The sequence below is a fragment of the Streptococcus ferus DSM 20646 genome, assembly GCF_000372425.1.
GTDB classification, from domain to species: Bacteria; Bacillota; Bacilli; order Lactobacillales; family Streptococcaceae; genus Streptococcus; species Streptococcus ferus.
Genome location: NZ_AQVD01000005.1, coordinates 102324 through 121448, shown reverse-complemented (window position 1 = coordinate 121448; position 19125 = coordinate 102324). Strand labels below are relative to the sequence as shown.

Here is a 19125-nt window from a genome sequence, read left to right as displayed (position 1 = left end):
ATTACTAATTAGTTGTATAATGATCAAAAAGAAAGGAAATCTTATGACAGACACAAGTTCAGATTCGTCTCTCAAAGCAATGGTCGTTTTTGGAAAAGCCAATCGAACGGTGGAAGGTCAAGTGGCGTCTATTTTCAAAACCTATGGTGTCACACCCACCCAGTTCTCAGCTATGGATGTCCTTTATAAAAAGGGAGAAATGAAAATTTGTCAGCTGATTGGCTCAATGCTGGCGACATCGGGAAACATGACCGTGGTGATAAAAAACATGGAGCGCAATGGCTGGATTTATCGTAAAACAGACGCTTCAGATAAACGAGCTTCTGTTGTTGGTCTGACGCAATCCGGTCGAGACCTCATCGAACAAATCATGCCAGAACATCGGGCAAATGTACAGGCCGTTTTTTCTGTTTTAACCGCGGAGGAACAAGAGCAGCTCATTCACTTGCTCAAGAAGTTTAAACATCTCAAACCATAAGCAAATCCGTTTACAAAAGAGGCTAAAAGGATTATACTGCCTAGTAATTAAAAGATAAGGAGGCTACTGATGTCTAAAAATATTTTATTCATTGTTGGATCCTTCCGTAAAGGTTCCTTCAACCACCAATTAGCGGAGAAAGCGGAAGCTATTTTAGGGGATCGTGCCACGGTATCTTATTTGGAATATGCAAACATTCCCTATATGAACCAAGATTTGGAAACACCGGTTCACCCTGAGATTGCACGTGTACGTCAGGCTATTTTAGATGCGGATGCTATTTGGATCTTCTCACCAGTTTATAACTATGCGATTCCAGGAGTGGTTAAAAATCTGCTGGATTGGACTTCTCGGGCGCTTGACCTATCAGATCCGAGAGGGCCATCTGCTCTTCAAGATAAGCTTGTGACGGTATCATCGGTTGCTAATGGCATCTCACCAGAAGAGGTTTTCAAAGATTACCGTTCTCTGCTGCCTTTTATTCGGATGACTTTGGTTGACCAATTAACAGGTGTCCCTGTCAATCCAGAAGCTTGGGGAACGGGTGTCCTTGAGGTAGAAGAGGCTAAACTAGCTGAGTTATCAGCACAGGCAGATGCCTTGTTGGCAGCCAGTAACTAATCTATAACACAAAAAAGCCAATTATCAGACTGGCTTTTTTTGTAACGCAAAGCCAGTCCCTAAAGCGTATCGGAAAAAGTTTGTGAAAAAAATAATTTATATAACAGAAAAAGCCTTAACGACAAGGAAAGAAAGCGGTTAAAATCCTTGTGATTTGTGAAAAAATAGTCTATGATAGACAAGTAACAAAGATATTTTTGGAGGCTAATATGGCAAAATTGTCAAAAGAAGAATACTTGGATATGTTTCTTAAAATGCAACAGATTCGAGATGTTGATATGAAATTAAATAAACTCGTTCGCCGTGGTTTCGTACAAGGGATGACGCACTTTTCTGTTGGGGAAGAAGCGGCTTCAGTAGGGGCTATTCATGACCTGACAGATCAGGACATCATCTTTTCCAACCACCGTGGACATGGTCAGACAATCGCCAAGGGAATCAGTATTCCCGGCATGATGGCTGAGCTAGCTGGTAAAGCTACCGGAACATCTAAAGGGCGTGGCGGATCCATGCACTTAGCCAACATTGAAAAAGGGAACTATGGCACCAATGGTATCGTTGGTGGAGGTTATGCCTTGGCTGTAGGTGCTGCCCTTACCCAGCAATATGAAGGAACGGACAATATTGTCATCGCCTTTTCGGGAGACTCAGCCACTAACGAAGGGTCTTTCCACGAGTCTGTCAATTTAGCAGCTGTTTGGAATTTGCCAGTTATCTTTTTCATCATCAATAACCGATACGGTATTTCAACAGACATTTCTTATTCAACCAAGATTCCTCATCTTTACACACGCGCAGATGCCTATGGTATTCCAGGTCACTATGTAGAGGATGGCAATGATGTGATAGCAGTGTATGAAAAAATGCATGAAGTGATTGATTATGTTCGTGCAGGAAATGGCCCTGCCATTGTTGAGGTGGAGTCTTATCGCTGGTTCGGTCATTCGACAGCAGATGCCGGCGCCTACCGTACCAAGGAAGAAGTAGACAGCTGGAAAGCGAAAGACCCTCTTAAAAAATACCGTGCTTACTTGATTGACAATAAGATTGCAACTGATGAAGAGTTAGATGCCATCGAAAAAGACGTTGCTCAGGAAGTTGAGGATGCTGTTAAGTTTGCAGAAGAAAGTCCATTCCCAGAAATGTCTGTCGCATTCGAAGATGTTTGGGTAGACTAAGAAGGAAAGGTGATAAAGACAATGAGTGAAACAAAAGTAATGGCCTTGCGTGAAGCAATTAATCTTGCTCAAAGTGAGGAAATGCGTAAAGATGACAAAGTCTTCCTAATGGGAGAGGACGTCGGTGTTTATGGCGGTGATTTCGGAACTTCCGTAGGGATGCTGGAAGAGTTTGGTGCAAAACGTGTCCGCGATACACCGATCTCTGAGGCAGCTATCGCTGGATCTGCTATCGGAGCTGCTCAAACAGGGCTTCGTCCAATTGTTGATTTGACTTTCATGGATTTCGTGACAATTGCTATGGATGCGATTGTCAACCAAGGAGCTAAAACCAATTACATGTTTGGCGGCGGCCTTAAAACCCCTGTAACCTTCCGCGTGGCATCTGGTTCAGGAATTGGTTCGGCAGCACAGCACTCACAGTCACTGGAAGCATGGCTGACTCATATCCCAGGGATTAAAGTGGTTGCTCCTGGCACTGTAAACGATGCTAAAGGTCTATTAAAATCTTCCATTCGTGACAACAACCCCGTTATCTTCATGGAGCCAAAAGCACTCTATGGTAAGAAAGAAGAAGTGACTCAGGATCCAGACTTCTATATTCCGCTTGGAAAAGGCGAAATCAAGCGAGAAGGTAGCGATGTGACAATCATTTCTTATGGCCGTATGCTGGAACGTGTGCTTAAGGCCGCTGATGAGGTTGCCGAGGAGGGGATCAGTGTCGAAGTCGTTGACCCTCGTACCCTAATCCCACTTGATAAGGACTTGATTATTGATTCGGTTAAAAAGACAGGAAAAGTGATTCTCGTTAATGATGCCTATAAGACAGGCGGTTTTATCGGTGAAATTGCAGCAATCATTACAGAGAGTGAAGCTTTTGATTATTTAGATGCTCCAATTATCCGTATTGCGTCAGAGGATGTTCCAGTCCCTTACGCTAATGTCTTGGAAAATGGCGTACTGCCGAATGTTGACAAAATCAAGGATGCCATTTACAGACAGGTTAACAAAGGTTAACCGCTGCTGACAGCCTGACCATTCTTCACATCAAAAACAAGCATGTCAGATTCAGCTTGATAGGAGAAGAATGGATGAGGCGCTTAGGCAATTTGCCATCATAATGATTGCCAGGTAAGGATGCGCAGTTTTCGCTGTCATCCTTATTCGCAAGTAGAAAGGAAATGGAATGGCTGTTGAAATTATAATGCCCAAGCTCGGTGTTGACATGCAGGAAGGCGAAATCATCGAGTGGAAAAAACAAGAAGGCGATGAGGTTCAAGAAGGTGATATTCTTCTTGAAATCATGTCGGACAAGACCAATATGGAGTTAGAGGCCGAAGATTCCGGAGTCTTGATAAAGATTGTCCATGGAAACGGAGCGACGGTTCCGGTAACAGAGGTCATCGGTTATCTGGGAGAAGCAGGTGAAGTCGTGGCCGATACGGCTGCAGAAGCTCCTAAAGCGACTGAGGATCCTGTATCGCAGGAAGATGTTTCGGTTAGTAAGGCTTCCAGCCCAGCAGCCCAAACGGCTGCTCCGCAGGGGACTGGTACGAAACTGCGTGCAACTCCTGCCGCCCGCCGTTTAGCAAAAGAATTAGGTTTGGATTTGGGGCTTATCCCAGGAACAGGAGCTAAGGGACGGGTTCATCAGGATGATGTCGAAGCCTATCAAGAAGCTCAGCCTAAAGCATCACCGCTGGCTGCTAAGATTGCCTTGGATAATGGTCTTGATTTAGCCTCTATTACAGGAACAGGCTTCCATGGTAAGATTATGAAGGAAGATGTACTGGCAGTGCTCGAAGCTGCAGCACCTGTTGAGGCCAAAGAAGCACCTGCTCCTGCCGAGAAAGCAGCAGAATTGCCAGAAGGTGTTGAAGTCATTAAAATGAGTGCCATGCGTAAGGCGATTTCAAAAGGCATGACGCACTCTTATCTAACAGCTCCGACCTTCACCCTTAACTATGACATTGATATGACAGAGTTGATGGCGCTTCGTAAGAAGCTGATTGAACCCATCATGGAGAAGACCGGTCTAAAAGTAACCTTTACAGATTTAATTGGACTGGCGGTTGTCAAAACGCTGATGAAACCAGAGCATGAGTATCTGAATGCTTCTCTGATTAATGATGCTAATGACATTGAACTGCATCGTTTCGTTAATCTGGGTATCGCTGTTGGTTTAGATGACGGTCTTATTGTACCGGTTGTTCAGGGAGCAGACAAGATGAGCCTGTCAGAATTTGTGGTGGCTTCTAAGGATGTGATTAAGAAGGCTCAGGCAGGCAAGCTGAAGGCTGCGGAAATGTCAGGCTCTACCTTCTCGATTACCAATTTAGGAATGTTTGGAACCAAGACCTTCAATCCGATTATCAATCAGCCGAACTCGGCCATTCTTGGTGTTTCTGCCACTATTCCAACACCGGTTGCAGTAGATGGCGAAGTCAAGATTCGTCCGATTATGGCGCTCTGCCTAACCATTGACCACCGTATTGTAGATGGGATGAATGGGGCCAAATTTATGGTTGACTTGAAGAAATTATTGGAAAATCCATTTGACTTGCTAATCTGATATAATGGTAGCAATAAAGCGAATATCTAAAAACATAAAGGGAGAACGAAATGGCTGTTGAAATTATAATGCCCAAGCTCGGTGTTGACATGCAGGAAGGCGAAATCATCGAGTGGAAAAAACAAGAAGGCGATGAGGTTCAAGAAGGTGATATTCTTCTTGAAATCATGTCGGATAAGACCAATATGGAGTTAGAGGCCGAAGATTCCGGAGTCTTGATAAAGATTGTCCATGGAAATGGGGCGACGGTTCCGGTAACAGAGGTCATCGGTTATCTGGGAGAAGCAGGTGAAGTCGTGGCCGATACGGCTGCGGAAGCTCCAAGTGCCTCTGCTGATGATCTGAAAGCTGCAGGCTTAGAGGTTCCTGCTGCGCCTGCCGCAGACCAAGTGGCTCAAGCACCAAAAGCTGTCTTGGCTGCGGATGAATATGATATCATCGTTGTCGGCGGTGGACCTGCAGGTTACTATGCCGCTATCCGCGGTGCTCAATTAGGCGGAAAAGTCGCTATCGTTGAAAAATCCGAATTTGGCGGAACCTGTCTCAATAAGGGCTGTATTCCAACCAAGACTTATTTGAAAAATGCAGAGATTCTTGACGGTCTCAAGATTGCTGCAGGTCGAGGAATCAATCTTGCTTCAACGAACTACACGATTGATATGGACAAGACCGTAGACTTTAAGAATACAGTTGTTAAGACGCTGACAGGCGGTGTTCAAGGACTGCTTAAAGCCAACAAAGTAGCCATCTTTAACGGTCTCGGCCAGGTCAACCCTGATAAGACAGTGACCATCGGTTCTGAAACCATTAAAGGACGTCATATTATTTTGGCCACAGGTTCAAAAGTTTCTCGGATCAATATCCCAGGAATTGACTCAAAATTGGTGATGACTTCTGATGACATCCTTGATCTCCGTGAAATGCCGAAGTCATTGGCCGTTATGGGGGGCGGTGTCGTTGGTATCGAACTGGGTCTGGTTTGGGCTTCTTATGGTGTTGAGGTGACTGTGATTGAGATGGCAGACCGCATCATTCCAGCTATGGATAAAGAAGTGTCGCAAGAGCTCCAAAAGATCCTGTCTAAGAAAGGCATGACCATCAAGACCTCTGTCGGTGTTTCCGAAATTATTGAAGCCAATAACCAGTTGACCTTGAAATTAAATGATGGATCAGAAGTTGTCGCTGAAAAAGCCCTCCTTTCAATTGGCCGTGTACCGCAAATGAAGGGTCTTGAAAACCTTAATCTTGAAATGGATCGCAACCGTATCAAGGTTAATGACTACCAAGAAACCTCTATCCCTGGTATTTATGCGCCGGGTGACGTTAACGGTACGAAGATGCTTGCCCATGCTGCCTATCGGATGGGTGAGGTAGCCGCTGAAAATGCCATGCATGGCAATGTTCGCAAGGCCAACCTTCAGTTCACACCGGCAGCCGTTTACACACATCCTGAAGTTGCCATGGTTGGGATTACTGAAGAAGAAGCACGGGCGAAGTATGGCAATATCCTAGTTGGTAAAAATAGTTTTACAGGCAATGGCCGCGCCATTGCATCTAACGAAGCGCATGGTTTTGTAAAAGTCATTGCGGATGCTAAATACCATGAAATTCTAGGTGTTCACATTATTGGACCGAGTGCTGCTGAAATGATCAATGAAGCAGCGACCATTATGGAGTCTGAGCTGACCGTTGATGAGCTGCTTCTCTCCATCCACGGGCATCCAACCTTCTCAGAGGTCATGTACGAAGCCTTTGCAGATGTGCTGGGAGAAGCCATTCACAACCCACCAAAACGGAAATAGGTTTATAGTTTGGTCGAGTGACAGGGGGGTCTTTTCTGTCACATGAAAAGGCCTATAAACCGCAAAAACCTTGGTTTTATCACTAAGGTTTTTGTTCATGTAATCAGTTAACAATATGGTTAAAGGAAATAAAGATGAAATACATTGTCAATAATTCAAATGATCCAGCTTATAATATTGCTTTAGAATCTTATGCTTTTCGAGAATTGGTCGGAGAAGACGAGCTTTTCCTGCTTTGGATTAATGAGCCTGCCATTATTATCGGTAAGCATCAGAATGCCATTGCTGAAATCAATAAAGAGTACACAGACAGTCACGGTATTCATGTGGTTCGTCGTCTTTCAGGCGGTGGAGCCGTTTATCATGACCTGAATAACCTAAACTACACCATTATTTCAAATAAGGCAGATGAAGGAGCTTTTGACTTTAAAACCTTCTCAAAACCTGTGATTGATACCTTGGCTACTTTGGGTGTCAAGGCAGACTTTACTGGGCGCAATGACCTTGAAATTGATGGGAAGAAAATTTGTGGCAATGCCCAAGCCTACTACAAAGGGCGGATGATGCACCACGGCTGTCTTCTCTTTGATGTGGACATGTCCGTTTTGGCAGATGCCCTTAAAGTCAGCAAAGATAAGATTGAATCCAAAGGTGTCAAGTCTGTCCGGGCGCGTGTCACCAATATCAACAATGAGCTGCCACAAAAAATGACAGTCCTTGAGTTTAAGGATGCCATCCTTAACCAGATGAAAAAAGAATATCCGGATATGGAAGAGTATGTCCTTTCAGAAGACGAACTCAAGCATATTCAAGATATCCGTGACAGCCAATTTGGCACTTGGGATTGGACTTATGGAGAGACGCCAGACTATACGATTGAGCGCAATGTCCGCTACCCTGCCGGCAAAATCACAAGCTTTGCCAAGGTTGAAAAATCAGTCATTGAATCCATCAAAATTTATGGCGATTTCTTTGGTATCGGAGATGTTTCAGATATTGAAACCTTGTTGGTCGGCACTCGCTATGAATACAAGGACGTCCTTGCAAAACTGCAGACCGTTGATATTAACCATTACTTCTCTCGAATCACAGCTGAAGAAGTAGCTAAAGCTATTGTGGCTTAGTCGTCATCATAAAAAAACCTTTTAGGCAAATCCTAAAAGGGTTTTTATTCAATAATCAGCAAGCCCTCTGGGGCAGCCATTGGATTTTCTGGATTGATGCGGTCATAGAACATGACGCCATTGGTGTGGTCAATCTCGTGCTGGACAACAATCGCATTATAGCCCTTGAGTTTGATCCGCTGCTTTTGTCCGTCTTTGTCGATATAGTCGACGGTCACACGTGCATGACGGATGACCAAACCTTCAACGGTGCGGTCAACAGACAGACAGCCCTCGCCGTCGGCCAAGGCGGCATCTTGGACAGAGTGGGCAACGATTTTAGGGTTATACATTACTTTCGCAAGAGCGTAGGCTTCTTTGGGGGGATTTCCTTCCTCATCTTCTGGATTTGGGATAAGAACAGCGATAATCCGTTTTGAAATATCCAGTTGAGGAGCAGCCAAACCAACGCCTGGACGCAGAGACATTTTTTCAGCGGCGACAGGATCCTGAGAGTTTTTCAAAAACTGCAGCATTTTCTCGCCCAACACAATATCTTCATCCGTTAGTGGCAGGGCCACGTCTTTGGCAACTGCCCTGAGCGTAGGATTTCCCTCGCGGATAATATCAGTCATATCAATCAAATGACTGGCTTGAGTGAGTTTTTTGATAACAGACATAGTGACTCCTTATATTGACAACATGATAACTATAGCACAAATTTAGGGATATGGAAAGTTTGCTGATTAGTCCTTAACGGCCCAGTCCTGCAACTGTTTCCGATTGATAATCTGGTAATTGGGTTTGTTTTTACTGATAATGCCGGCCTTGATAAAACCATGAATAACGCGCAGAAGATGTCGGTATGAGATGCCGAACGAATCAGCCAAGGTAGCCAATTCTAGCTGAAAATTCCCCTGATGTTCCACAGCCAGAATATGAGTGGCCAGCTGTTCTTTGGCGCTGTAAGATAGATTAGTGGCAGCTTTCAGATTTTGTCGGTAAAGCGAATGAGCCAGCCCTTGTCCGAGCTTGAGCAAAAAGAGAGGATCTTTCAACAGCTCCTCTTTCTCTTGGCGGATAGGCAGTGCCAGCATGACAGTCTCTTCAAGTGCTATCACGGAAGAAACGATTGTCTGATCTGTCAGCAACTCCAAGTTTCCAATCAAGGTCGGTTTGTTTTTGATATCTAAAATGTGCTCCCGTCCGTTAAAAAGCCTGCGGACAATTTTGACTTTTCCCCTGACCATGTAAAAGAGAGCTTCTAAGGGCTCTCCTTGCCGGCAGATGAGGTGACCGGCAGGGAAAACGAGGGGTCTGAGTTTCGCGAAACAGTGCTTTGGGAAAATTTTTTCTAATTCTTTGCTGGTCACTAGATGATTGATGACATCTTCCATATCTTCCTCATTTAGGACATTTGTCCTATTTTTCTTTCTAAAGATTGATTATACTCTTTTTAGTCTTAAATTTAAAGGAAGGTCAGAGAAATCATGAAAAAATTGTTAGAGAAGGTTAGCCTGCTCTCCCTGTCCTTAATGTTAGTGTCGACTTTTTCGGTCTCCCCGGCTTTACCTAAGATGCTGACTCATTATGAAGCGAAAGGTTATAGGGTCGGTCAGGTGGAACTTTTGTTTTCGCTGTCTTCATTTGCCATTCTGGGGATTTTATTGGCGACTCCTCTTATGAACCGCTGGCTGTCAGAACGACTGACCATTATTTTAGGTCTCGTTCTGTTGGCTGTCGGGGGGATGACTCCCTTCTTTTTCCAAGCCTATCCGGTGGTTTTTGTCTCAAGGATTATCTTAGGGGCTGGCGTTGGTTTGATCAATGCGCGTGCCATCAGTATTATTGGGGAACATTTTTCTGGTAGAGAAAGAGTTCAGATGCTGGGCTACCGTGGATCGGCCGAAGTGCTAGGCTCAGCGGTCTGTACTTTTTTGGTCGGTCGCTTATTAAAAATCAGCTGGTCGGCTAGTTTTCTCATTTATGGGCTGGGTTTTGTTATTCTTTTTCTCTACCTTGCTTTTGTAGCTAAACCTGAGGACAGCCAGGTACAACTTCCAAAGACAGAGCCGAAAACCAGCCGTCTGAGCTCGGGACAAGTCCTGTATATTACTGGATTAGCCCTCTATGCTGGCTTTGTCATCTTGGTCAATACGGCTATTACGCTACGCCTGCCCTTAGTTATGGAGCGGCTGCAATTAGGTACTGACAGCCAATCGAGTCTCATTTTGAGCCTCATGATGTTAATGGGGATTTTGGCAGGTGCTTTATTTGCCTTTTTATTAGACTGGTTAAAGGACTATTTGATGGCGCTGGTTGTTTTAGCTCTCAGTGCAGGTCTCTTTATTCTCTGGTTTGCCAACAGTCTGTGGTGGCTGGCTCTGGGTGCTTTGATGACAGGTTTTGTTTATAGTTTAGGTGTGACCTTAGTCTTTCATCGGATTTCCGAGACTATTCCGCTTAAGCAGCTTAATGCAGCCACGACTGTCGTTTTGCTAGGCTGCAATCTAGGGGGCGGGTTTGCTTCTCTGGTCTTACAGTTTTTTGGGCTTTTCAGCTCTAGCGTTAATATTAGTTTTATCTTATTTGCCCTAGTCAGTCTGTTTTTAGGTCTGAGCCTTCTTCTTTACCAAAGATTAACTCATCAGTGATTTCAAAAGGTCAGCTTTGCCATTTGACAAAAGACAGGAAGACTGATACAATGACTAATGTCTTTAAGACAGATTAACTTTTTCTTGGTTTTAGGATCGCCAAATCCTAGGACTCGGATTAAGCAAAAAAGGAGAACTATTATGGCAATCTCAAAAGAGAAAAAAAATGAAATTATCGCTCAATACGCTCGTCACGAAGGTGATACAGGAAGCGTAGAAGTTCAGGTTGCTGTCCTGACTTGGGAAATCAACCACTTGAACAATCACATTCAAGAGCATAAAAAAGACCATGCAACTTACCGTGGCTTGATGAAAAAAATCGGTCGCCGTCGTAACCTCTTGGCTTATCTTCGCCGCACAGATGTTAACCGCTACCGTGAATTGATTCAGTCACTCGGACTTCGCCGCTAATGGCAGCAGAAACAGGACTTCTTGTAAGTTCTGTTTTTTCTTTGTTTTTAGCATCTTTTTTAATAATAATCATTATAAATAAGGATGCTTTTGTGCTATAATAAAGGCATGATTTTATATGACTTGAAACATGTCGGTCTCGCAAGAGGTGATAAAACGATTTTAAAAGACATCACGTTGACGGTATCAGAAGGAGAATGGCTAACGATAACGGGTCCTTCAGGAGGAGGTAAGAGCACTCTGCTGAAGATTATGGCAAGTTTATCCCCGTATTCGCAAGGGGAGATCTACTATGACGGCAACGATTTACAGCGTCTTAATCCCGTTGATTACAGAAAGGAAGTATCGTATTGTTTTCAGCAGCCAGTTCTTTTTGGCCAAACGGTCGCAGATAACTTGGCTTTCCCATTTACAATCAGACAGCTTCCGTTTGATCAGCATCGGGCACTTGCGGCCTTAGCGGCAGTTGATTTGCCCCCTCATTTTTTGGAACAGGCGATTAGTGAGCTTTCAGGCGGTGAGAAACAGCGGGTTGCACTGGTAAGAAATCTTCTGTTTGACCCAAGAGTGTTGTTGCTGGACGAGGTGACTGCTGGTTTAGATGCTGTTACTAAAAGCCTTGTTCGGGGCTTGATTAAGCAATACCATGAAAAAGGAAAAACCATTATTGAAGTCACGCATGATCAGACAGAGCTTGCTGAGGCTCGGCAAGTGGTCAAGATAGCAGGAGGTGAGCTGATTTATGACTAATGTCAGTGTTAGTTATTTTTCTTTGGTTTTGGCGCTGGGACTTGTTCTGGTAGCCCTAGGTCTATCCAGCAAAGAAAAATTGGGCTTGACCAAGGACATTATGGTGGCGGTGGTGAGAACAGTCCTTCAGCTGGTTTTCATCGGTTATGTGCTGAAGTATATTTTTCAGTTAGACCATCTGATTGTAACCATTGCCATGTCTTTGGTCATTGTTTTCAATGCCAGTCATCAGGCTTATAAGCGCAACCCCAATCCTCATAAGCAGTTTCGACATGCTTTTTTGGCTATATTGTCTTCCACAGCGGTTACCCTAGGACTGTTAATGTTATCGGGTGCTATTAAACCCCTGCCTTCTCAAATCATTCCTATTTCTGGGATGATTGCCAGCAATTCCATGGTCGCGATTGGCTTATGCTACCGGGAAATGCATACCGCTTTTACGGACCAAAGACAGCAGGTCTTGGAAAAGCTGTCTCTGGGAGCCCCTATCAAATTAGCCTCGCTTTCCATACTGCAGCAGTCGATTCGTACGGCCATGCAGCCTACAATTGATTCGGCCAAGACCGTTGGACTGGTCAGCCTGCCGGGGATGATGTCGGGTCTGATTTTTGCAGGTGTTGATCCGGTCTATGCCATTAAATATCAAATTATGGTGATGTTCATGCTATTGTCAGCCACCAGTTTAGGATCAGTCGTTGCAGGTTATTTTGCCTATAAGGATTATTTTAATGATCGTCAGCAATTAGATTTTGACGCTGGCTAACCCTATTCACTCGCACCTAAAGGTCAATTTTTTCGGGCTTTGGGGGCGATTTTTTTGTGGCAAAAAGGCAGTGATAGTTCTTATCAAAAATCATAAATTATGTTAAAATAGTTGAGATACGTGGTTTTGTGCAAAGTTGAAAGAACAAGGACCGAGCTTAGGGGTTTTTAACACGCTGCTTGTTCTCTGAACTTTGTAGAAAGCACGTAAATTTACATTTAGGAGAAAAAGATGACCAAACAAATCTTTGAAAAAACCTTTGCAGGCAAAAAATGGGTGGTTGAAACAGGCCAAGTCGCGAAGCAAGCGAATGGAGCGGTACTTATCCGCCATGAGAAATCAACGGTTTTAACGGCGGCAGTGATGTCTAAAAAAATGGCGACAGGCGATTTCTTCCCTCTGCAAGTCAACTATGAAGAAAAAATGTACGCAGCTGGGAAGTTCCCAGGAGGCTTTAATAAGCGGGAAGGCCGCCCATCAACAGATGCAACCCTGACGGCCAGACTGATTGACCGTCCTATCCGTCCCATGTTTGCAGATGGCTTCCGCAATGAAATCCAAGTAATCAATACCGTCCTATCCTATGACGAAGACGCTTCAGCACCAATGGCCGCTATGTTTGGCTCATCTCTGGCCCTGTCTATTTCGGATATCCCCTTTAATGGTCCGATTGCAGGTGTTCAGGTGGCCTATGTTGATGGACAGTTTATCATCAACCCCACAAAAGAAGAACAGGAAAAGTCTTTGTTAGAGCTGACGGTGGCTGGAACCAAGGAAGCCATCAACATGGTGGAATCAGGTGCGAAAGAACTGTCTGAGGCCATTATGTTAGAAGGTCTTCTGAGGGGACACGAGGCGATCAAAGAGCTGATTGCTTTCCAAGAAGAAATTGTTGCCGCTGTCGGTAAAGAAAAAGCTGACGTAGAGTTGCTTCAAGTGGACGCTGACTTACAACATGAGATTGTGGCAGCTTATAATGCTGATCTCCAAAAAGCTGTTCAGGTAGAAGAGAAGAAAGCGCGTGAGGCGGCAACAGAGGAAGTCAAGGAAGGTGTCAAAGCTGAATACGAAGACCGGTTTGCAGAAGCTGAGGACCTTGACCGCATCATGCGCGATGTGGCTGAAATCTTAGAACAAATGGAGCACGCGGAAGTGCGCCGCTTAATTACAGAAGACAAGATTCGACCGGATGGCCGACGTGTGGATGAAATCCGTCCGCTTGATGCTGAGATTGATTTCTTACCGCAAGTTCATGGTTCAGGACTCTTTACTCGGGGACAAACACAGGCCCTTTCGGTCATGACCTTGGCTCCGATGGGGGAAACGCAAAAAATTGACGGTTTAGATCCAGAATACAAGAAACGTTTCATGCACCACTACAATTTCCCGCAATATTCCGTAGGTGAAACGGGGCGTTACGGGGCACCAGGCCGCCGTGAAATCGGCCATGGAGCCTTGGGTGAGCGGGCTCTTGAGCAGGTCCTCCCAAGCCTAGAAGATTTCCCCTATGCCATCCGACTGGTTGCAGAGGTCTTAGAGTCAAACGGTTCGTCCTCACAGGCTTCTATCTGTGCAGGCACCTTGGCACTCATGGCAGGAGGCGTGCCGATTAAGGCACCGGTTGCCGGGATTGCCATGGGGTTGATTTCAGATGGACGGAATTATACTGTTTTAACGGATATTCAAGGTTTGGAAGACCACTTCGGCGATATGGACTTTAAGGTTGCCGGGACCCGTGAGGGCATCACAGCCCTTCAGATGGATATCAAAATTGAAGGTATTACCCCTCAAATCTTGGAAGAAGCTCTGGCTCAGGCTAAAAAGGCCCGCTTTGAAATTCTGGATTTGATTGAGGCGACAATTCCAGCACCCCGTCCAGAGTTGGCGCCAACGGCTCCGAAAATTGATACCATCAAAATTGATGTGGATAAGATTAAGATTGTTATCGGTAAGGGCGGTGAAACCATCGATAAGATCATCGAAGAAACGGGTGTCAAAATTGATATTGATGAAGAAGGTAATGTTTCCATCTTCTCAAGCGACCAAGAGGCCATTGACAAGGCCAAAAGTATTATTGCTGGGCTTGTCCGCGAGGCTAAGGTTGATGATATCTATGAGGCTAAAGTCGTTCGCATTGAGAAATTTGGCGCTTTCGTCAACCTCTTTGATAAGACGGATGCCCTTGTTCATATTTCAGAAATCGCTTGGACGCGCACAGCTAAAGTTGAAGATGTGCTGGCCGTAGGTGATACCGTAACGGTCAAAGTCATCAAGGTTGACGAGAAGGGGCGTGTTGATGCCTCTATGAAGGCCTTGCTTCCACGTCCGCCTAAAGCAGACAAAAAAGAACCGTCTGAATCAAGTGTAAAACACCATAAGGAAAAAGAAGACAATGACAAGTAATTTTAATAAAGAACTTGACTTGGCTCTCAGGACCTTTATCCAAGAGCCAGATAATTTTCTGGATAGTCTGACCCTAGTCAACAGCCTTCATAGTTTTACGGTCTTAGCCAGTGATCAACCCTATGCCATTGCCTTAGAGGGTCAAAAGGTGACCCCTGTTTTCACCGATAAATCCGACCTGGAAACCTTTAGGAAACAGCAGGCGAGTGCCCGTCAGCAAAATTGGGTTGAGCGGCCAAGTCTGGAAGTCTTAGAAGAGGTGATTAACTATCAGTTAGATGGCATGGTTTATAATGTCAAAAGAAGCGGCGACTTCGGTAATACAACCGTTTTTAAAACCAGTGAACTGGTAGCTTTTGTGACGACTTATACCAACGTTATCAATACCTTGTTCGATGAGGATAATCAAAAGGCGGGTCTGATGGAGCGGTATTATTTGGTGCCTGTCTTTATTCACCCAAGTGGTCATGACGGTTTCGAGCGCACCTTTCCGACCATGTCACAGGCAGAACATCAAAGTTACATTCCCCTCTTTTCAAACCTAGCTAGTTTTGCCAAATGGTACAGCAATCCAGAATTTGGTATTCCTTTTAGGAAAGCACAGGGAGCGATATTGACTTGGAAGATTGATGATGTCCGTTTCCCTCAAAGTGGAACAGAAGGAACAGTTGGATTGGCACTCGATCCTTTCGATGAGGAACACCAGTTGCTGAAGTGGGAAGCGTTGGACAATTAAAAAGGAGAACCTATGGGTTGGTGGAAAGAAACCATAACTATCGTTAAAGAGAATGACCCTGCAGCACGCACATCGCTGGAGGTGCTTTTGACCTACCCAGGAGTAAAAGCCTTAGCTGCCCACCGTCTGTCGCATTTTTTGTGGACACATGGTTTTAAGCTTTTGGCACGAATGCATAGTCAATTTTGGCGTTTCTGGACACAGATTGAAATTCATCCCGGAGCAGAGATTGCAGAAGGCGTCTTTATTGACCATGGCGCAGGTCTAGTTATCGGAGAAACAGCCATTGTTGAAAAAGGGGCTATGCTCTACCACGGTGTGACGCTGGGCGGAACCGGTAAAGATACTGGCAAACGTCACCCGACGGTTCGAAAAGGGGCTCTAGTGTCGGCACATTCACAGGTTATCGGTCCCGTTGAAATTGGTGAAAATGCCAAGATAGGAGCTGCCGCGGTAGTCTTAAGTGATGTTCCGCCAGATGTTACTGTCGTAGGTGTTCCGGCCAAGGTTGTTCGCATACATGGCCAAAAGGATGAAATTCAAATTAAAACCATTGAAGAACAGCGTGAAGCGAGCTATTATTCTTCGAAATTATAAATTTTGCGCGATAAGTCCGACTATGCTGACTTTAAACGATTGCGAAGGGACTGTGAGATGAAGGTTTTTTTCAAGGATAATAAGTATTTTGCAGTCTACTTAGTGGGCAGCCTGGTCTCTGTTTTCAGCCTCTTGAGAGCTGGATATCTGGTCTTTGGCCTCCTTATTCTGCTCTTTGTCATCCTGCTCTTTACCTATCTCTATCACCTAAGTCAGAGGTAGACATGAGAGGTGCCTAACCGTTTAACAATGAACATTCCGGCTACAGGCTAGAATGACGGTCTCCCTGCCTACTTTTCTTGTCCAGCAAGGAATTTGTCTGCTTCGATAAGCTCAAGTGTCCATCCTGTCGGTCGATGATATGACGTAAAAGGTGAGGGCAGACCAGAAATAGAAAGGAAGGGGCACGATGGCAGTCTATTTTTACGGCTGTACCACCATGGATGGTTATCTGGCGGACAGTCAGCATAGGATTGACTGGCTCCACCAGCTTGGTTCTGTGGAGGATACGGGCTATGATGATTTTTACAGGCAAATGGATGTCACCATCATGGGCAAGCGGACCTTTGAGGAGATTCAAGGTTTGCCAGATGTTGAAGGCTTCTATCAGGCCACTGAAAATTATGTCTTTACCCATGACACAAGCCTGCCTGTCAAGAACTACCAGCCTGTCGCTGGGGATGTGGTGACTTTTGTGAAGCAACTGGACAAGACAAAAAATGTCTTCGTCATTGGGGGAAATTCCTTGGTAGGGCCTCTTTTGGATGCGGACCTCTTTGATGTCCTCATCATCCAGATGGCACCGGTCATCCTCGGAAAAGGGATTCCCCTCTTTACCCAGAAGGAAGGTCAGCGCTTTTACCAGCTGGATGAGGTCAGACAGTTTGGCCCCTTTGCAGAGCTGGTTTTCAGCCGAAACATAGAAAAGGATAGGAAAAACAGTGATTAAAATTTATGATACCCTGACTCGCAGTTTGCGGGAATTTGTTCCCCTTACGGAAAAGACAGTCAAGATATATGTCTGCGGGCCAACGGTTTACAACTATATCCATATCGGAAATGCACGCAGTGTGGTGTCTTTTGATACGATTCGCCGCTATTTTGAATACCGGGGCTACACCGTCCACTACATCTCTAATTTTACCGATGTGGATGACAAGATTATCAAGGGTGCCCGGGAAGCCGGTATGGATACCAAGGCCTTTTCGGACAAATTTATCGCGGCCTTTTTAGCGGATGTCCAGCAATTGGGCGTCAAACCTGCTACTCAAAACCCTCGGGTTATCGACTATATGGATGAGATTATTGACTTTATCCAGGTCTTGATTGATAAGGACTTTGCCTATGAGGCGGCTGGCGATGTCTACTTCCGTGTAGCCAAGTCAGAAAACTATGCCAAATTGGCCAACAAGACTCTGGCTGACTTAGAAGCAGGCGCTTCTGGACGGGTGGACCAGGAAGCTGACATCAAGGAACACCCCTTTGACTTTGCCCTCTGGAAAGCGGCCAAGCCTGGGGAAGTTTTCTGGGACAGTCCGTGGGGATCTGGCCGACCTGGCTGGCATATCGAGTGCTCGGTTATGGCGACCGAAATCCTCGGGGACACCATCGATATTCACGGGGGCGGAGCTGACCTGGAGTTCCCTCACCATACCAATGAAATTGCCCAATCAGAAGCCAAGACTGGCCAAACCTTTGCCAATTACTGGATGCACAATGCCATGCTCAACATCAACGATGAGAAGATGTCCAAGTCTTTAGGCAACTTCGTGACCGCCCACGATCTCTTGGAAAAAATAGATGGGCAAGTCCTGCGATTTTTCCTGGCGACCCAGCATTATCGTCGACCTCTCAATTACACAGAGAAGGCCATCCACGATGCCGAGACCAACCTCAAATATCTGAAAAACACCTACACCCAGCCCTTTACCGACCAAGTAGAGGAGGGCAGGTGGCAGCAGCTGGTGGCTGACTTTGTCCAGGCCATGGATGATGATTTCAATACTGCCAATGGCATTACCGTCGTCTTTGACATGGCCAAATGGATCAATTCCGGCAACTATGATGCGGACATTAAGGCCGAGTTTGCTCAGATTTTGGCTGTCTTTGGCATTGTCTTCCAGGAAGAAGTCTTGGATGGCGAGATTGAAGCCCTGATTGCGGAACGCCAAGAAGCGCGTGCCAATCGGGATTTTGCGACAGCAGACCGTATTCGTGATGAATTGGCTGCCCAAGGGATCAAGCTCTTGGATACCAAGGATGGGGTGAGGTGGACCCGTGACTAAAGCAGTAGATGTCAATCTCATCAATGGCATTGCCCTGGCTTTTGAAGGGGATGCGGTCTACTCCATGTATATCCGCCGCCATCTGATTTTTCAAGGGCAAACCAAGCCCAACCAGCTCCACCGCCTGGCCACCCACTATGTGTCCGCCAAGGCTCAGGCCATGCTGATCACGCTCATGCTGGAAGAAAACCTGCTGACAGAAAAAGAGCAGGAAATCTATAAGCGGGGCCGAAATGCCAACGCCAATACCAAGGCCAAAAATACCGACATCATCACCTACAAGATGTCCACAGGTTTCGAAGCCGTCATCGGCTACCTCCACATGACCGAGCAGATAGAGCGCTTGGAGGAGTTGATTGATTGGTGTATAGACAGGGTGGAAAAATCATAAAAAAGAGAGTGGGACAGAAATCGGTAATTTCGAAGAAATTCGATTTCGTCAACAAGTCTTTATTTCCAGTTGTTGAGCTAAAACGGTCTATCCCCAGACCTTGAATGATGTGAGCTGACTACCGTCAGCTGATATCTCCCACTTCAAAAGGTCTCCCAGACCTTTTGAACTCCCACCTCCGCACAGCTCAAACTGTCTGGGAGACAGTTTGAGGTTGGAGATAAAGCGAACTTGTTCGCATCAACCGTATAGGGCTATAAAAGCTGATTTATCAGCGTATTTTGACACAAACTCCGTTTGTTTCATTTCCGACCTCTAACAATCTCCCAGATTGCTAGAGCCCACTCAACCACTGCGCCATTAGTATCTAAAACGAAAAAA

General features: G+C 45.4%; 20 protein-coding genes. 18 read left to right on the top strand and 2 right to left on the bottom strand.

Translation table 11 applies throughout. The features are described 5' to 3' along the window. Positions 1-43 precede the first annotated feature (43 nt). The 7 genes from A3GY_RS0107840 (at position 44) to lplA (ending at position 7775) form a co-directional block, all read left to right on the top strand. Positions 44-478 (top strand): MarR family winged helix-turn-helix transcriptional regulator, encoded by a 435-nt coding sequence (locus A3GY_RS0107840; RefSeq protein WP_018030867.1) that lies wholly within the window; start codon positions 44-46, stop codon positions 476-478. 69 nt (positions 479-547) lie between these two features. Then, the gene (locus A3GY_RS0107835; RefSeq protein WP_018030866.1) at positions 548-1099 is read left to right on the top strand and encodes an NADPH-dependent FMN reductase; all 552 of its coding nucleotides are present in this window, start codon (positions 548-550) and stop codon (positions 1097-1099) included. 209 nt (positions 1100-1308) lie between these two features. Then, complete coding sequence (locus A3GY_RS0107830) at positions 1309-2277, top strand: thiamine pyrophosphate-dependent dehydrogenase E1 component subunit alpha (RefSeq protein ID WP_018030865.1); 969 nt, start codon at positions 1309-1311, stop codon at positions 2275-2277. Between the two features lie 21 nt (positions 2278-2298). Then, positions 2299-3294, top strand: a complete 996-nt coding sequence (locus tag A3GY_RS0107825; protein ID WP_018030864.1) for an alpha-ketoacid dehydrogenase subunit beta — start codon at positions 2299-2301, stop codon at positions 3292-3294. A gap of 169 nt (positions 3295-3463) precedes the next feature. After that, positions 3464-4849 (top strand): dihydrolipoamide acetyltransferase, encoded by a 1386-nt coding sequence (locus tag A3GY_RS0107820; protein WP_018030863.1) that lies wholly within the window; start codon positions 3464-3466, stop codon positions 4847-4849. A 50-nt stretch (positions 4850-4899) separates the two neighbouring features. Next, the gene (gene lpdA, locus A3GY_RS0107815; RefSeq protein ID WP_018030862.1) at positions 4900-6651 is read left to right on the top strand and encodes a dihydrolipoyl dehydrogenase; all 1752 of its coding nucleotides are present in this window, start codon (positions 4900-4902) and stop codon (positions 6649-6651) included. Positions 6652-6785: 134 nt separating this feature from the next. Further along, positions 6786-7775: a lipoate--protein ligase gene (gene lplA / locus A3GY_RS0107810; protein WP_018030861.1), complete on the top strand. Its 990-nt coding sequence runs from the start codon at positions 6786-6788 to the stop codon at positions 7773-7775. Between the two features lie 44 nt (positions 7776-7819). Here lplA and def read toward each other — a convergent pair whose 3' ends face one another. Both def and A3GY_RS0107800 read right to left on the bottom strand, forming a co-directional pair. Next, positions 7820-8434 carry a peptide deformylase gene (gene def / locus A3GY_RS0107805; RefSeq protein ID WP_018030860.1) on the bottom strand — a complete coding sequence of 205 codons (615 nt, stop codon included), beginning with the start codon at positions 8432-8434 and terminating at the stop codon, positions 7820-7822. 66 nt (positions 8435-8500) lie between these two features. Next, positions 8501-9151: a cyclic nucleotide-binding domain-containing protein gene (locus tag A3GY_RS0107800; protein ID WP_018030859.1), complete on the bottom strand. Its 651-nt coding sequence runs from the start codon at positions 9149-9151 to the stop codon at positions 8501-8503. A gap of 93 nt (positions 9152-9244) precedes the next feature. On the opposite strand from A3GY_RS0107800, the gene A3GY_RS0107795 reads away from it, so the two are divergent. From A3GY_RS0107795 to A3GY_RS0107745, 11 genes are all read left to right on the top strand, one after another. Continuing rightward, positions 9245-10408, top strand: a complete 1164-nt coding sequence (locus A3GY_RS0107795) for an MFS transporter (RefSeq protein WP_018030858.1) — start codon at positions 9245-9247, stop codon at positions 10406-10408. Between the two features lie 141 nt (positions 10409-10549). Continuing rightward, positions 10550-10819, top strand: a complete 270-nt coding sequence (gene rpsO, locus A3GY_RS0107790; protein WP_018030857.1) for a 30S ribosomal protein S15 — start codon at positions 10550-10552, stop codon at positions 10817-10819. Between the two features lie 108 nt (positions 10820-10927). Next, on the top strand, positions 10928-11569 hold the full coding sequence (locus tag A3GY_RS0107785) for an ABC transporter ATP-binding protein (RefSeq protein WP_018030856.1): 642 nt from the start codon (positions 10928-10930) through the stop codon (positions 11567-11569). Beyond that, on the top strand, positions 11562-12332 hold the full coding sequence (locus A3GY_RS0107780) for an ABC transporter permease (RefSeq protein ID WP_018030855.1): 771 nt from the start codon (positions 11562-11564) through the stop codon (positions 12330-12332). Before A3GY_RS0107785 ends, A3GY_RS0107780 begins: the two co-directional genes overlap by 8 nt. Before the next feature lie 231 nt (positions 12333-12563). Then, positions 12564-14735, top strand: coding sequence for a polyribonucleotide nucleotidyltransferase (gene pnp / locus A3GY_RS0107775; protein WP_018030854.1), 2172 nt, complete (start codon positions 12564-12566; stop codon positions 14733-14735). Beyond that, complete coding sequence (locus tag A3GY_RS0107770) at positions 14725-15471, top strand: SseB family protein (protein WP_018030853.1); 747 nt, start codon at positions 14725-14727, stop codon at positions 15469-15471. The genes pnp and A3GY_RS0107770 overlap by 11 nt, the downstream gene beginning before the upstream one ends. 12 nt (positions 15472-15483) lie before the next feature. Next, a complete protein-coding gene (cysE, locus tag A3GY_RS0107765; RefSeq protein ID WP_018030852.1) occupies positions 15484-16068 on the top strand; it encodes a serine O-acetyltransferase in 585 nt (194 codons plus the stop codon). Positions 16069-16125: 57 nt separating this feature from the next. Beyond that, positions 16126-16290, top strand: a complete 165-nt coding sequence (locus A3GY_RS10400; protein WP_018030851.1) for a hypothetical protein — start codon at positions 16126-16128, stop codon at positions 16288-16290. Between the two features lie 187 nt (positions 16291-16477). Continuing rightward, positions 16478-17017 (top strand): dihydrofolate reductase family protein, encoded by a 540-nt coding sequence (locus A3GY_RS0107755; protein WP_018030850.1) that lies wholly within the window; start codon positions 16478-16480, stop codon positions 17015-17017. Then, positions 17010-18353, top strand: coding sequence for a cysteine--tRNA ligase (gene cysS, locus A3GY_RS0107750; protein ID WP_018030849.1), 1344 nt, complete (start codon positions 17010-17012; stop codon positions 18351-18353). Before A3GY_RS0107755 ends, cysS begins: the two co-directional genes overlap by 8 nt. After that, on the top strand, positions 18346-18744 hold the full coding sequence (locus A3GY_RS0107745) for a Mini-ribonuclease 3 (RefSeq protein WP_018030848.1): 399 nt from the start codon (positions 18346-18348) through the stop codon (positions 18742-18744). The genes cysS and A3GY_RS0107745 overlap by 8 nt, the downstream gene beginning before the upstream one ends. Positions 18745-19125: the final 381 nt, after the last annotated feature.

What these genes read in the sequence shown, in the direction of transcription:
- A3GY_RS0107825 (WP_018030864.1), top strand. Translation starts at nt 2,299, where the DNA reads ATGAGTGAAACAAAAGTAATGGCCTTGCGTGAAGCAATTAATCTTGCT.
- rpsO (WP_018030857.1), top strand. Translation starts at nt 10,550, where the DNA reads ATGGCAATCTCAAAAGAGAAAAAAAATGAAATTATCGCTCAATACGCT.
- A3GY_RS10400 (WP_018030851.1), top strand. Translation starts at nt 16,126, where the DNA reads ATGAAGGTTTTTTTCAAGGATAATAAGTATTTTGCAGTCTACTTAGTG.
- A3GY_RS0107785 (WP_018030856.1), top strand. Translation starts at nt 10,928, where the DNA reads ATGATTTTATATGACTTGAAACATGTCGGTCTCGCAAGAGGTGATAAA.
- A3GY_RS0107835 (WP_018030866.1), top strand. Translation starts at nt 548, where the DNA reads ATGTCTAAAAATATTTTATTCATTGTTGGATCCTTCCGTAAAGGTTCC.
- A3GY_RS0107780 (WP_018030855.1), top strand. Translation starts at nt 11,562, where the DNA reads ATGACTAATGTCAGTGTTAGTTATTTTTCTTTGGTTTTGGCGCTGGGA.
- A3GY_RS0107770 (WP_018030853.1), top strand. Translation starts at nt 14,725, where the DNA reads ATGACAAGTAATTTTAATAAAGAACTTGACTTGGCTCTCAGGACCTTT.
- cysE (WP_018030852.1), top strand. Translation starts at nt 15,484, where the DNA reads ATGGGTTGGTGGAAAGAAACCATAACTATCGTTAAAGAGAATGACCCT.
- def (WP_018030860.1), bottom strand. Translation starts at nt 8,434, where the DNA reads ATGTCTGTTATCAAAAAACTCACTCAAGCCAGTCATTTGATTGATATG.
- A3GY_RS0107800 (WP_018030859.1), bottom strand. Translation starts at nt 9,151, where the DNA reads ATGGAAGATGTCATCAATCATCTAGTGACCAGCAAAGAATTAGAAAAA.
- A3GY_RS0107830 (WP_018030865.1), top strand. Translation starts at nt 1,309, where the DNA reads ATGGCAAAATTGTCAAAAGAAGAATACTTGGATATGTTTCTTAAAATG.
- pnp (WP_018030854.1), top strand. Translation starts at nt 12,564, where the DNA reads ATGACCAAACAAATCTTTGAAAAAACCTTTGCAGGCAAAAAATGGGTG.
- A3GY_RS0107755 (WP_018030850.1), top strand. Translation starts at nt 16,478, where the DNA reads ATGGCAGTCTATTTTTACGGCTGTACCACCATGGATGGTTATCTGGCG.
- A3GY_RS0107795 (WP_018030858.1), top strand. Translation starts at nt 9,245, where the DNA reads ATGAAAAAATTGTTAGAGAAGGTTAGCCTGCTCTCCCTGTCCTTAATG.
- A3GY_RS0107840 (WP_018030867.1), top strand. Translation starts at nt 44, where the DNA reads ATGACAGACACAAGTTCAGATTCGTCTCTCAAAGCAATGGTCGTTTTT.
- lplA (WP_018030861.1), top strand. Translation starts at nt 6,786, where the DNA reads ATGAAATACATTGTCAATAATTCAAATGATCCAGCTTATAATATTGCT.
- lpdA (WP_018030862.1), top strand. Translation starts at nt 4,900, where the DNA reads ATGGCTGTTGAAATTATAATGCCCAAGCTCGGTGTTGACATGCAGGAA.
- A3GY_RS0107820 (WP_018030863.1), top strand. Translation starts at nt 3,464, where the DNA reads ATGGCTGTTGAAATTATAATGCCCAAGCTCGGTGTTGACATGCAGGAA.